The sequence below is a fragment of the Bacteroides sp. AM54-2NS genome (genome assembly GCF_003602935.1).
GTDB lineage: Bacteria > Bacteroidota > Bacteroidia > Bacteroidales > Bacteroidaceae > Bacteroides > Bacteroides xylanisolvens.
The window spans coordinates 19,468-33,399 of sequence record NZ_QTMZ01000015.1 but is presented as its reverse complement, the minus strand read 5'-3'; the positions used below and the strand labels follow the sequence as shown (position 1 = coordinate 33,399).

Sequence of the window (13,932 nt, the reverse complement as noted above, 5' to 3'; positions counted from 1 at the left end):
CTTATGAAGAAAAGTTTTTTTGTGCTTGGAGTGGCTGTAGCAGCACTGGCAAGCTGTACGAACGAAGAAGTTGTGGATATGCCGCAGAGCCGGGCGATCCAGTTCGGAACTTTCGTGAACCATTCAACGAGAAGTAGTGTGACTGAAACAACGGAGCAGAATCTTCAGAAGTTCTTCGTATTCGGAAACTATGATGATTCATGGACTTCCGTATATACCAATGTTCAGGTAGACGGAGGCACTGTAGGAGCGGAGGGGACGGTTTGGAATCCCACACAGACTGCTTATTGGATAAATGGCAAGAAGTACCGTTTTGGCGCTTACTCCAATGGTGGTAATAAAATTGAGAATGCAGAGTTTAATGCAACCTCTCGAGTGTTGACATTCCCAAATTACTCGGTAGACAATACGAAAGATTTGATTGTGGCTATACCCCAAGAGGTGACTGCAAAAGAAGCTAATAATGGTCCAGTAAACTTATCTTTCTACCATATGTTGTCGCAGGTGAAGTTCACGTTCAAGAACACGGACGCTTATGACTACACCATGAAAATCTCCGACATCAAGGTGAATGCAGTAAAAACAACTAATGTTACAGCGACTTATGCCGAAAGCGGGAAACCAGATATCAATTGGACTACTCAAAGTGTTTCAACAGAGGACTATGATTTCGGAACATTAGGGGATATTGCCGAAGACTTTAAGGACGCTACCCACACTACGACCTGCTTTGTCATTCCACAAAGCAACGAAAATCTGGAAGTAACCTTTACCGCAACTTTCTATGATGCAGCAAATAAACAATTAAGTGAAAATCAGTTCAAAGGAAAATTGGCATATAAAGGCGATGTTAGCGGCACAGTACAGAACCAATGGACTGAAGGTTTCAAATATAACTATACAGTAGAAATCAACGGTAGCACGATTGATCCGGAGTTGAAGGAGCAGGTAATTGAGTTCAAAGTTATTGATGTAGATGAATGGGCTGACGCATCAAATAGTGATGTAACCCCGGAAAACGCCGGAGAGTAATCGCTTGCATCAATAGCCGAAAAGACATCACATCAGGCTATGAGGGGTTGAATGTCCCCTCATAGCCACTAACGGGAGTGTTGCTCCTTATTTACGCTACCGGTAGCGTCAGAAATAACCGGATATAAAGAAACAATGTATGATTATGAATAACAACCTATTCAAAACCTTGTTCATACCGGCTGTCGCCTGCCTGCTGGGAGCCTGTACGGAAAGCACGGGCCCGGACATGGAAACAAGCGGCAACAGCGGGGCGATCCGTTTTGCCGGTCCCGCCGTGACACGGGCCGCCATCGACGACGCGGACGGAATGTTGACCGATGGAACTCGTTCAGCGTATGGGGGAACTACACCGACGGAACGGGCGGTACGGCCACGAGCGTGTTTAACGCCGAAAAAGTGACATACGTTTCCGGCATGTGGGGTTACGAGGGCACGAGATACTGGCTCCCCGGTAATACCTACGACTTCTACGCCCTTTATCCGTCTGTGGAAACGCTGGGCGATGCCGTGTCCTCCGCCACCTGCACGGACGGCACATTTACCGTCAAGGGCTTCGACGCCACGAAAGGACACGACCTGATGACGGCGAAAAAGACGGGTATCTCCGTCATGGCAGGCCAGACAGAGCCTCCCGGTCCGGTAGCCCTCAAATTCCAACATTTGCTGGCACGCATCACCTTTGCGGCACGCAGTGAGGGTGGCAACGCCACGGTACATTCCATCTCCCTTGAGGGGCTGGATGTCAAGGGAGATTACGACAGCGGCAAGGAACCCCTGTGGAGCAACACGGCAGAGGGAACCGTCAGCGTGGAGAAAGAGACTTCCGTAACCCCAGCCGGAAATGCGGACGTGTCGGGCGACCTGCTACTCATTCCGCAATCGCTCACGGACGGGGTGAAACTGACTGTCACCTACGATACCGATGCCGAGAGGGGAAAGACCGCTTCCTACACCTTGCCTGCCACCACCGTGAGCATGTGGGAGGCGGCGAACCATTACCGTTACTCGTTCACCCTCACCGGCGGAGGCTATATCGTGTTCGACTCGCCCACGGTCAACGCATGGAGCGACGCCATAGGCGGGAACGTAACCATCGACGTGACCCAATAACCCAATTATAAGCTATCTGTAACTTGACGATAAAATGAACATCCAAATGAAGCAACGATACATACTTCCGGCTCTCCTGCTTCTCTGCTCCGCCTGCCAGCAGGAGGAATGGGCGCAGCCCGAAGCCGACAGTCCCGACGCCATCCACTTTGCCGCCCCGGCCATTACCGTGGAGAAACTCACCCGGAGCACGTTCCACGACGCATTCCCCACCGGCGGCACGTTCGGCGTACTGGGCTACTGCGTGCCTTATCAGCGTGGCAGTAACACCGAAAAGGACTGGGCATCGGGCAGCGCGAACTGGGGTAACAAGAGCGGCAACGCCTTCCCCGACGTGTTCTTCAATCAAGCCGTCACCTACAACGGCTCGGCCTGCACTTATGACTATAATAACAGTGGCGGCCCGCGAAAATGGTACAACACGACGGAAAATCCGGCGGCGACCTCCCCCGACAGCTATCGGTACACCTTTTTCGCCTATTACCCGAAGGACGGTTTTACAGTGGAAAGTCCCGCCAGCGCCACCACACGGGGCGTGCCGAAACTGACGTTCACCATGCCGTTAGGCGAGACGGGCGATGTAGCGACTACCACGTTGAACGACATGCAGACACCCGACGCGATGGTTTCCGTCGTCTATAACCACCTGCGTACCACGGGGAACGTGGGCTTCAATTTCAGCCACATCATGACGGGCTTGGGCTTCGCCGTGAACAACTACAATTACGGAGATGAAAAGAAGGAAACTGTTACCGTCAAGCGTGTTACCTTGTCGGGCCACTTCACCCGCTCGATTACCATCGATTTCAGCAAGAATACCAACGAAGAGGGATTCTACACCTACAGCGGCACCTATCCCGGCACATACGAGATATATAACAACGAGACAGGGCTTGCAGTAGCTCCCAACAGTTCCGTCAGCCCGATAGGCGACAAGCACCTGCTTCTGTTGAGCAACGCCACGGACGGCACTTATTTCGGCAAGGACGTGGAGGTTTCCGTCGAATATACCTACAAAGGGGCGGATAAGACCGCTACAGCCGAACGTCCGACACAGTTCCAGCCCCGTGCGGGTGTCCGCTATACGGCGCAGCTCAACTTCGTGGGCGAAACCTTCGCGCTGAACTTTATTGCCGCCGATAACGAGTTCTGGGAAGACGGGGGCGACAGCGACGTCTCTATCCAATAAAACAACAACCGAAAACAGCATAAAGATGAAAAAGATACTTTATTATTTCCTGCCGGTGGCCTCCATGCTCTTGCCGGCAGCCTGCACCACGGAGGAGGACTTTGGCGGCGGTACCGTTCCGCCCGGCGACGGATTCACCATCGAGGCCGTCTGCCAGAACATGCTGCCGCAGCAAGTCGTCACCCGCTCGGCCATCGCCAAGGACGACAAGGAGAAGCGCATCAACCAGCTCTACCTGTTCTTCTTCGACGAAAACGGCGACTATCTGGAATCGAGCAACACGAAAGTATTCTCGCCGTATATGGCTCCGTCGGCGAATACGACCAATGTCAGCATTCCTACGGACGTGTTTAAAGATCCGGCATTCGCAAAAAAAACTACCATCTACGCTTTGGCCAACGTGACTCCGGAGGTGGTAACTGATGCCAACGGCGACGGTTATCCCGATAATTTCCCCCAATATAGCAAAGACGGGAAAAAGCCCAAGGAGCTGCTCGAAGCGTTCGTGTACGATCCTGCCAATTATACTCCTAACACCCGCGATGACATCACGACCCTGCCCAGCACGGGAATGCCGATGGCGGGCAAGAGCGCGACCGTGAACCTCACCGAGAAGGGAAGCCTCACGATGCAGCTCAAAGCACTGATGGCCCGCATCGACATCAACATCAGTATCGATTCCGACCACTCGGACGAGAGCGGACAACTGCCCCGCCTTTCCATTGCGGAATGGGGCGTGTACAACATGCCTACCGCCGTACCCCTGACCGAGCCTGCCGATGGCCAGACCAGCCTGACTACCGATGAGCCATACCGCAATGTAGAAAACATACAGAGCGATGCCGTCGTTTACAACCACGGCGGGGCCGCCTCCCTGACCTTCTACATGTTCGAGAACATGATTGAACCGGACGAAGATCCGGAAAACTATCAGTATCCGGCTGGAGTAGAGGACGATGTTGACAAGCAGCGGTGGAAGCCGAGACTTGTAGGCGAAAACAGCAAGGCTACCTATTTCAAGATGAGAGCCTACTACACTACCTATAACGGCGACCCCTCCCTGCCCGCAAATCAGGATAACACCACCATCGAGGCCGAATATACCTTCTATCTCGGAGGCAACCCGGTGAATGACTTCAAGGTGATACGCAACAGGCACTACGCCAACAACATCGTCATCAGCGGACTGACCCATGTGGGCAACAACCCGGACCACATCACCTTCGATGCCCGCGTCAACATCACCGAGCAGAACAACCCGTTCTACCTGTCCATGCTGCGCGAGCGTGACCACGACGCCCACTTCTGTATCACACCTTTGGACGTGTACCTCTTCGAGGAAGATGAGAATCCAAAGATGAAAGTCAGCATAGCCGACCCGGAAAGTCACACTTGGATACGCATGGAACGTGTGCCAGCCGAAAATATGGAGAATGGAACACTCTCTGCCGACATGAGTACAGATACCCATTTGGCGACCGGACAGAAATGGACTGCGGGAAACGGCAAACGCAAATACTTCACCACGGACTTGGTGACCAACACCCTTGCCCAAAACACCGAATACACCATCAGCAGGAGCCGTGACCGCATCTATTTCTACTTGGACGAAAACCTAAGCACGAAAGACCGCACCGCCACCGTCAACATCTCGTACACCGACAACAACACGCAGACGCCACGTACCCGTACCATTGAAATCGTACAGCACGGTCTGTTGCCGGTACAGTGGTATTATGAAGGCAGACTTCAAGGCACTATCTACGTGGAAGCCTATGAGGAATATATATCCCATTACGACCCCCTGAACGAGTTTGAAGGGGATTATATCTATGACGGTTTGGAATGGGGTTGTAATGGTGAATACATCGGAGGTCCGCTAAATAACGAATGGACGGAAGGAAACAAACATGGGGCGGCAGCTACCCGGCGCATTATTACCCAAGCTGGACAATCAGAAATGAACCTGAACGAAAAACCCCGCTCAGCGGCGGAATATTGCTATAACAAGAACAAGCGCAATGCCAATGGAGCCGTACAGGGCATGAGCAATTCTTCCGGTTGGTTCCTGCCCGGTATCTCCCAACTGGAAAGTATTCTTACCTCTTATTACAATACATACACGGAGTTCCAGAACAATTTCTACTGGTCATCGGCGGCAGCAAAAGATAGAACAGGAATATGGCCTGCGTATATCTATCCAGAGAGCACCAGCTATGCCCGTGCCACCAAGGCCCTGCCAGACGGTGGTTATGCAGAAAGTGATTGGGACGATATATACACGAATGATAACGGCACTACCGGTAAAGCACCCCGCATCAATAGACCTCTCCGCATCCGTGCAGCCTACGTACCGCCCAGTGGCGTAACTATCCAGTGACAACCGCCAAACTTTAATTCCGTGTCTTACTCACTGCCCGTCTGTAGGAAACCCCTCTACAGGCGGGCAGTGCTGTTTTTATTCTCCCGGTATGTCTTTGGCCTGTACAACCGACATGCACACGCACGTTTTATACGTCGGTCGGGATAGAAAAAGGTGTGACAATATCAAAAGAACCTATTCAACAAAAAGAGGTTTGTAGCCTCCCCAAAAGCCCCTCAAACCTATGGCAAAGGCATCAAGGGGCTTTTCTTCTATCAGCGAAACAGTAATAGACATTTGGGTTCGCGTTATCTGATTGTGTCGTCCGCAAAACACCTTCGGCGTCGGAACTTTATCTGTCATCCGACAGAAATACGATAATAAATATAGGATTTCTTTACCGCTTTTTATTTCTTCTTCAAGAAACGTTCCGTGAGCCATTTGCGCACCGGGAGATCATAGCACTTCAGGCAGGCATAGGCAAGCGCGAACGCCCCGACGAACGTGAGCAGCATGTAAGGAAGGCCTTCGGCAAGTGTCGCCTGACGGTTGAACGCCCATGCCGTATAAATATAGACCAGCGGATAGTGGGTGATATAGACGGGATAGGATATGTCGCCCAGAAACTTGCATACGGCAGCGGAGCGTTTGCCCGTTATCCTGCCTCCCGCTCCCATCGAGACGATAACCGGGAAAATGCAGATGATGCAGAAAGCCTCGTAAAGCCCGTTCATCCAATACCCGTCCTCCCCACCGATACGGGGCGCGGAAAGCACGGCGATTATCATCAGGCTGCACCACCCAAAAGCATTCTTGCGGGTGCGTATCAGCCAGCCAAGCCGGGACAGGAGCAGTCCGCCGAAGAAGGGGTACATCAGCCGGACCAGTCCCACGTACTGCTGTTCCCAGTTCAAAGCCCATCCGCCCACGATGTCGCCGGCAGGTGCGGTAAGGCAGCGGTGTACCGTGAAGCACGCCGCTATCGCCACGAGGACAGTCAATGCCGTCTTGCTGAACTTGCGGATGAACAAGGCGTACAATATGTTGCCGATGTATTCGTAGTAAAGCGACCATGCCGGCCCGTTCAGCGGGTGCATTTCCATCCATCCCCGGACGTCCCACTTCAGCGGCAGAGGCAGCAACGTACAACCCAGCAGCATGACCAGCAGCACCGCACCGGCGGACACGCCCTCCATTGCCGGATAACAGGGGGCATCCTGAAACCAAAAGAGCGCGGCTCCCACGATACTCCCCATGACCACCATAGGCTGTAGCCGGATAAGACGACGCTTGAAGAAGGTTCCCGTGCTCATCCGGTTCCAACGGTCATCGTATGCGTAGCCGATGACGAAGCCCGAAAGCATGAAGAAGAAATCTACTGCCAGATAGCCATGATTGATAATCTGGTTCAGATGGTTGCCGCCGGAGTGCGCTTCCAGCAGATGAAAGGCCACTACCATAGCAGCCGCCACGCCGCGCAGTCCGTCCAGAATCTCGTAGTGCGGCTTCGAGGTCAAATAAGAGTTTTGCATGTTCATGAATTATACCGGTAAAAGACTGAATGCAAAGATAGTATATAATAAATAATTACGATGTTCGTTACCGATTAGAAAATATCAAACAGTCAGATTTCCGTTTAAAAAGAGAGCCGATCTTCACAGACAGGCTCTCCATAAACGAAAAAAAATGTTTTTATATCGTATGAACAAAAAGTATTATTTGAGATGCAGCACAACCTTTGTATGGCGGTTGGCCTCATTGGGCGCATAATCGGAAATGCCGCTTGGTGAGTTTTGGTTATCTTGTCGCCCGACACCCCACGTTTGATTAATTCTTCAGCGATATAATCGGCTCTTGATGCACTCAAGACATTGTTTACGGATGCTGTTCCGGTCATACTGTCAGCTGCACCAATGACGCTTACCGATAACCCGTACTTCTTCGCTACTCTTGCCAACTCGTCGAGATTAAGCGTCTGGGAGGTATCCGTGAGACGCGCCGTATTGAGTTGGAAGAAGAAATACACGGGTGAGCCGATACACTCTTTTCCGTTCTGCATACGAGCCAAATATTGCATACAGAGTGTGTCTTGACCCGCACAAAGGGGAATTGTGTCGGCAGATTGTGTACCCTTCCCATCCAAGGGAGATTTCCCGTCCCACTTCCGGTTCTTAAGTCTCGCTTGAAGCGAGTTCAGACCGCTGTAATTGTTTTTGGGATAACGGTTGCCGTCGAATGCATCGTCGTCATCAAAAAGATGGCTGTACTTGTCGAGCAATCCTTCGATTTCCAGAATCTTTTTCAGCTCAGCGAGTGCCCGTCGGTCTCTGTCATGCTGCCCTGCATAAAGACGGTTCTCTTCCGACAAAGCATTTACGCGCTCGACAAGCCACTGATCGCGGCGGATATAAGGACTTGGGTCTATGGCGCGTTTCCAACCGACCCTGCCGATATGAAAAGAAAATCCGGCGGTAAGCGATAACATGTGGTCACCAAAACGGTTCTCCTTACCATACCCGTCGAAATCTTGGAAAGTGGTTGCGCCGGAGAGTTCCACGAGGGCGCTTACCCTTTTGGAAATCCGGTACTGCCCCTGTATACCATAAGAGACTGCAAACGGGTTATGCCCGTTGGTCGCATGATGCAGCAGCCCGATACCGGCAAAGGGAGCCAGATGCCAGCGTACCTGTTCCTGACGGGAATAACTGCCGCCGAGCACATTCCATAGCAGATCCGCATGGAGGTGGTGGTATTCCTGCACGGCCAGCGTACCGTCCTTGAACTGCAAGCCGCTATAATTTATGCGTGCGCCTACCCACGGGGTGAACCACTTGCCAATGGCAAGGCTATACGAGGGTTTCAACCTCCCGAACAGGTCTTCGCAGCCAAGCGGGGTGCCGAGAAAGGCCGTCGTGCCTCCGGCGATACTGACGAACCAGTTGCCGTTTCCCCGTGCCGGGACGACCACTCCGTCAAGATATGAGGGCTGTAACGGCTGCAGCAGTTCAGTGTCATCGTAACGGAACATGCAGCGTACAGTATCCTTCTCCGTGGGTTGTACATCCGCACGGGCTTGCAGCGTACAGAACGCCGCAAAGATAAAGATGATATTCTTTGTCATAATTCCAATTTTTTAATTGTAATCTATTCAGTTTTCAGGCAATCTTTGCCATTTATCGTTTGGGCTTTTTGCCGATGGCCGGACGCATCATGCGGCTCGCCATTCTCATGCAGCGGAGCGCCCATGCCCGGTTGTCCTCGTCGTCATCGCGTCCCCATTTGAGGTCACTGCCGCCACCACCTCCGCCACGTGTTTCGGCAAATGTAGTGGCATCATCGACCATGCCGAGGAACAACAGTGTGGCGCAGTGCATGACTTCCGTGCCTTGTTCTGCCACGGAGCGCACGAGGGTGCCATCGAACAGTTGCCGTTCGGAGGGCTTCATACGTGCCGACAGTTCCCGCCACTCATCGACCATGTTTTCCAGCATGGCATCCTTGAGCAGGCTGTCCACTTTGGAATGTACATCACGGGTGTATTCGTAGGCTTCTTCCTTAAGCTGTTCCGTGCGTTCCTGAATGGCATCCATATTCTCTTTGAGGTCGGAAAGCTGTCGGTCGGCAGTCTGTAACTTCTCCTGTTTGTCTGCCAGTTTCCCTTGGATAGCGACCAGTTCTTTTTCGAGTTTCTCTTTCTCGGCGGATATGGCCAAGGCATCGTCTTTTCGGGAGTTCATGTCATTTTCGAGTGCTGCCAGTTGGGCCTCCTTTTCGGATTTCTCTCGTCGCAGGTTTTCCACCATTGAAGTGAGACCCTTTACCCTGCGCTCTGCCAGCCGTATATCCGAATGAAGATCGGAAAGCACTTTTTGGTGGCGGTCAATATTCTCCTCGATAGTTGTACACTCTTCCGAGAGCATACGGCGGTATTCTTCCGTCGTCCTGTGCCGTGCGCCGGTCTCGGCGACGCTCCGGCCTCTCGCCATTCCCCATTTCGTGTTGACCTCGGCGAAAAAGTCCGTATGGAGCTGTTTCATTCTCGCACTATATTCGAACTTGTCCTTTCCGGCGAATATCTCCTTGTACGCAAACTTCCCGTCTTTGATTGGCAGAAGCGTGCAATGCACGTGCGGATTCAACTCGTCGAGGTGTACAATGAAGGCGGCAACATTCTGCTCTCCGTATCTGCCACAAACGAATGAATAGACATCCTTTGCCCAACGTTCGATGTCGCTCTTCCTTTTGATGCTGGTATTGTCCGCACCTTTTTCAAAATCCACCTTCTGCGTACCGAATGCGAGTTCGTGCATCCGCTCCCGCGAACCTCCAAAGATGATGTTTACCACCGTGCGGTATTTCGGTTCGATCAGTCCCTCGTTGGGGTCCTTTATTCCGCGACGGCCCAATATGTCCGCCATCCGTTCCGGGATATTACGGCTCGTGTCAATAGGGCGTATCTTGCCTCCGGACGCAATCTCGAAGTTCAGATGTTTGCGAGTGGGATCGTAGTTGCCCTTACTCATGGCGTACTTCTCTGCCTCTTTGCTGCGATTGCGCAGATGTTCGTTGCCTTGGGCGGCGGTGATTCCTTTCGACACTTGAACGTCAAGAACCTGTTTTGCATTTGCCATACTGCTTCCGTGTTATTTCGGACAATCCCCCGTGTCCCAGCTTGCTGCTTGTACGGACACCCTTCCCACCGACGAATGTCGGTCGGGGTATTAGGCTCCCCCTTCCCTTTGTTCAGTGGCAGACGGGCAAGCCCGGATGCCTGCTATAACTGGAAGGATATTTGGACCGGAACCGGGGCAAATTACCCGTGGTTATACAATCTTTGTCTGCGAATCCCTGTTCAACTTTCTTCCTGCGCCTTCGCTAAAAGCGATAGAAAGGGTTTACGAAGCGATTCGAGGCGTTCCGTCTCTTCGTCCATACCGAAATCCGTTCCATCCGGCTTTCCGTCGATAACAAGCTCTGCAAGCTCTTTCGAGGCTTCGATGAACGCCGCCCATTCCCCACCGAGATCGGACCGGAAGAACTGCACGAGCGGTGAGCCGTCGTCGAATCTCGACTTGCGCAGAACCCGCCATAGGGCGGCATGGGCGATACACTCCAAAACGGTCTCACGCAATTGTTCTTCTGATCGGAGGGTATGCACGGATGTCGTGCCGGAATGGTTGTCCGGATAGGCCCGGCTGTCCTGTCCGGTTATCTCCGCCAAGGTCTGACGCATGATTTGTCCGCATGATTTGCCGACATCGAAAGAAGTTGCTTTGCCAATCACCCAATCGTACAATATTCCTTGTATTCTTGTGGCAAAGTCCGTTTCTTTCTGCCCACTGTCCGGCATGTCAGGCGTGCCGATTCGCAGGTGCATGGTAATGATGACGCTTTTCGCCAGCCGGATACGTTCCAACTGCCCGAATGCTTCGAGCGTGTCCAGAAACGAGCGGACGGTGGCGCGGTGCCAATGCCACTCGGATGCAAGGTCGGAAACGGTCACATGGCACTGGCAGGGACCGAGGTCGTAGTCTTGTTTCCTTAAAAACGGGGAGACGAAACCTGCCAGCGATTTATCCAACAGGTCGCAGTAGGCTTCTGTTCTTGTTTTCCGCTCGCCGACTTTTTCTTTCAGATAGTCGAACACTTCCGTGTTGGCCAGTATGGTGGCGGGTGCTTCATTTCTATTTCTCATTTTCGTTCTGTTTTTGATGATTCATATCGTGCGGATTGTATGGACTGCCATTATCCGCATTATCATGGCAGTCTTGCGTGATGATACTATGATAACTGTCGGCTAATGCTCCGGGATATTCCAGCCATTCGAGGAATTTGCGCATGTCTGTCCTTTCGGACATGACCCTTGCCGACGGGTAGAACAGGGCAGCCAAAAGAATAAAGGCGATGGTTACGGACATCGTGTACAGATGCGGCACGAAGCCGATGACCAATGCCAAGAGCGCAAACCAGACGAAACGTTTCGGCCGGTCGAGCAAACAGCGCATCCATCGGTCCGCCCGCCGGAAAGAGGCCCATGCGGCACACACAATGGTGGATGGCACAACACCGAACTCGCCGGGGTGTCCGCTCGTATAGACATAATGGAAGAGGAGCAATACGATAAGCAGCACATGGGTGTACAACCTGCGGGCCTTTTCGCTCCATATCATTTTATCGTAGAATTTTGCCATGAAGTAACGTCTGCTCCTGTACAACAGTGCCGGAAGGACGACAGGCATTGCAAGAAACACAAACTGTAATATAATCCAAGTCATAACAGGTAATAGGGTTTTGAAGGTATGTGAACGGGCCGTACCACGAGTTCCAAGCGGACAATCCCGTGGGTGGCCAAGCGGATAATGTTCTCGGTGTCTTCAGCTGTCAGGGACGATGCGCCTTTCTTCATCCGGGACTTGAATATGCCGTTCTGCTTGCGGTATGTAGCCAGTGCCGCGTCCAGATCATGCTCCGGAATCGTCCACGTCATGCCCCGGTCGTATGTGCCATGCGGTTTGCAAGCACGCAGTACCAGCGTGCGGGAAACCAGGAAATCGGTCCGGTTGTTCCTCGGAATGACGTGCTCCTTGTAGAGGTTGTCATCGGCCACCTCTATCCATGTGCGGTATGTGTCGATGCAGAAAATCATCTGGCGATATATCGTGTTTCGCATAGGAACTGTTTTACATGAAATCCAACAGCACGTCTTCCAGCTCCTTCTTGTACTTGAAGCTGCCGTTTCCGGTGTGGAGTTTCAAGTCGAGAGACAGGTCGCCGTACATCAGTTCCAACGAATCGTAAACGGTCGCGATGACGCGGTTTACCTTACCGTCTGCGTCTGTCCGGGCGTTCATCTTGAACATTTGTCCGAAAGCGGGATTGGAGTAGGCACAGGTGCTATGACCGGATTTTTCCAATCCGACCGGCACATGGTGGTAGAGCGTGATCAGCTCCATGTCGTCCTCGAATATGTCCATGACCTCCTCCAAATCATAGGGGTCCCGCAACGGGAACGTGAGCAGAACGTAGTCGCCGTAAAACTGCGGTTCCTCCATTGTCGCCACATTGAGAAGCTGCGGCATTTGCAGGGGTACGAACGACATAAAGTCATCCAAAAAGTGTCGTAACATAATCATATATCGTTTATTTTGTGAACAGGCTTTTACAAAGAGGCGATGAATATCTCCATGAGCATACCGGGCAGCTCGTCCAACCGGTTTCTTTCCGACGGCAGGATTTTACGCAGTGTCTCGAAAGCGCCGGGTGTCTCGGTCGCAATCCGGTCGAGGGCTTTCTTATCCTCCGGAGAGAGAAGCGTCATACAGAGGCCGTCCAAGGAAGCGTAGGGCTGGAGTATCATCCAAATGTAGGCGTGTGCCTGTTCGGGTGTTGCGACTTCGCCCCGATGTATGTCGTCGAGACAGGTACGCACGTTCTGTATCAGTCGGCGGTCGGCACGCAGGGCCATGTATATCAGGGCCTCCTTGTAGGTAATCTCTTTGCGTCCGGCGGCGAGAAACACCTCGGAACAGCACTTCTCCGTGTCGCAGGTAATGTCGGCCATGTTTGCACTGCCGGAATCGTGCAGACCGGACAGAAAAGCGCGAAAAACGGCGTCTTCTTTCTCGATGAATCTCTTGAGGTCACGACTGTCGTGTATGCCGTCGTTCAGGGTTCCGGCAAGCAACTTACGATATGCCGACAGCGTTTGCTCCTTGTTGCCACGGTAGGCAGGCCGTTTATCCAGTGCTGCGAAAAACGGACGGATCTCCTCGGCGGAACGGTGCAGTTCCACGTCTCCGGCATAGGGAGAGAACCGCTCTTTCAGGCTCAACACTTCCTTGTAGGTGCGCGGTTTCGACAGGGTCAACCGGGAAAGTTCCGAGCAAATGGAATCGTGTAACAGACGACATTCTTCCCGTGTGCCGGAATGGGTCTGACGGGCCGTGTCCCGCCGAATGGCTGCAGCCACGGAATCTTTCAAGGTTTGCCATTCCCCGATACATACGGTCAGCTCTTCAAAGGAAAGTTCTTGGGACTTGCGTATCTCGGAGAGGTACTCTCTGTACAGACCGGCAGGCGTGTCTTGGGGTTCCGCCAGTGATTTGCCGTTCGGACCGTCGCATGACGGGAATGTGAAAACGGCAATTGAAGCGGCAGAAAGTCCAGCAATGGAAAGTATGATTTTTAAGTATGATTTTCTATTATTCATTGTTCAATTTTGAATTTTACAGCGCAA

The 13,932-nt window shown here is 52.4% G+C and carries 11 protein-coding genes and 1 pseudogene; 4 read left to right on the top strand and 8 right to left on the bottom strand.

The annotated features are described in order from the left end of the window. The first annotated feature begins 3 nt into the window (after window positions 1-3). The 4 genes from DXA05_RS11210 to DXA05_RS11195 all read left to right on the top strand — a co-directional run bounded on the left by DXA05_RS11210 (window position 4) and on the right by DXA05_RS11195 (window position 5,714). Complete coding sequence (locus DXA05_RS11210; RefSeq protein WP_044301937.1) at window positions 4-1,032, top strand: fimbrillin family protein; 1,029 nt, start codon at window positions 4-6, stop codon at window positions 1,030-1,032. 381 nt (window positions 1,033-1,413) lie between these two features. Further along, a complete protein-coding gene (locus DXA05_RS11205) occupies window positions 1,414-2,145 on the top strand; it encodes a fimbrillin family protein (RefSeq protein WP_284515528.1) in 732 nt (243 codons plus the stop codon). Window positions 2,146-2,191: 46 nt separating this feature from the next. Next, window positions 2,192-3,334 (top strand): fimbrillin family protein, encoded by a 1,143-nt coding sequence (locus tag DXA05_RS11200; protein ID WP_226790283.1) that lies wholly within the window; start codon window positions 2,192-2,194, stop codon window positions 3,332-3,334. 628 nt (window positions 3,335-3,962) lie between these two features. Next, window positions 3,963-5,714 carry a DUF4906 domain-containing protein gene (locus DXA05_RS11195; protein ID WP_234128301.1) on the top strand — a complete coding sequence of 584 codons (1,752 nt, stop codon included), beginning with the start codon at window positions 3,963-3,965 and terminating at the stop codon, window positions 5,712-5,714. A gap of 389 nt (window positions 5,715-6,103) precedes the next feature. On the opposite strand, the gene DXA05_RS11185 is transcribed toward DXA05_RS11195, so the two are convergent. From DXA05_RS11185 to DXA05_RS11150, 8 genes and pseudogenes are all read right to left on the bottom strand, one after another. Continuing rightward, on the bottom strand, window positions 6,104-7,234 hold the full coding sequence (locus DXA05_RS11185; protein ID WP_044301941.1) for an acyltransferase: 1,131 nt from the start codon (window positions 7,232-7,234) through the stop codon (window positions 6,104-6,106). A gap of 177 nt (window positions 7,235-7,411) precedes the next feature. Further along, window positions 7,412-8,817: pseudogene (locus tag DXA05_RS11180) on the bottom strand (OmpA family protein). Window positions 8,818-8,869: 52 nt separating this feature from the next. Next, the gene (mobV, locus tag DXA05_RS11175) at window positions 8,870-10,327 is read right to left on the bottom strand and encodes a MobV family relaxase (protein WP_007571955.1); all 1,458 of its coding nucleotides are present in this window, start codon (window positions 10,325-10,327) and stop codon (window positions 8,870-8,872) included. Between the two features lie 221 nt (window positions 10,328-10,548). After that, on the bottom strand, window positions 10,549-11,391 hold the full coding sequence (locus tag DXA05_RS11170) for a hypothetical protein (protein WP_008654966.1): 843 nt from the start codon (window positions 11,389-11,391) through the stop codon (window positions 10,549-10,551). After that, complete coding sequence (locus DXA05_RS11165) at window positions 11,381-11,971, bottom strand: hypothetical protein (RefSeq protein ID WP_007571950.1); 591 nt, start codon at window positions 11,969-11,971, stop codon at window positions 11,381-11,383. The genes DXA05_RS11170 and DXA05_RS11165 overlap by 11 nt, the downstream gene beginning before the upstream one ends. After that, window positions 11,968-12,366, bottom strand: a complete 399-nt coding sequence (locus DXA05_RS11160; RefSeq protein WP_171059043.1) for a hypothetical protein — start codon at window positions 12,364-12,366, stop codon at window positions 11,968-11,970. The genes DXA05_RS11165 and DXA05_RS11160 overlap by 4 nt, the downstream gene beginning before the upstream one ends. A gap of 10 nt (window positions 12,367-12,376) precedes the next feature. After that, the gene (locus tag DXA05_RS11155) at window positions 12,377-12,829 is read right to left on the bottom strand and encodes a hypothetical protein (RefSeq protein ID WP_007571948.1); all 453 of its coding nucleotides are present in this window, start codon (window positions 12,827-12,829) and stop codon (window positions 12,377-12,379) included. 26 nt (window positions 12,830-12,855) lie between these two features. Continuing rightward, window positions 12,856-13,905, bottom strand: a complete 1,050-nt coding sequence (locus tag DXA05_RS11150) for a hypothetical protein (protein ID WP_044301945.1) — start codon at window positions 13,903-13,905, stop codon at window positions 12,856-12,858. Window positions 13,906-13,932 lie beyond the last annotated feature (27 nt).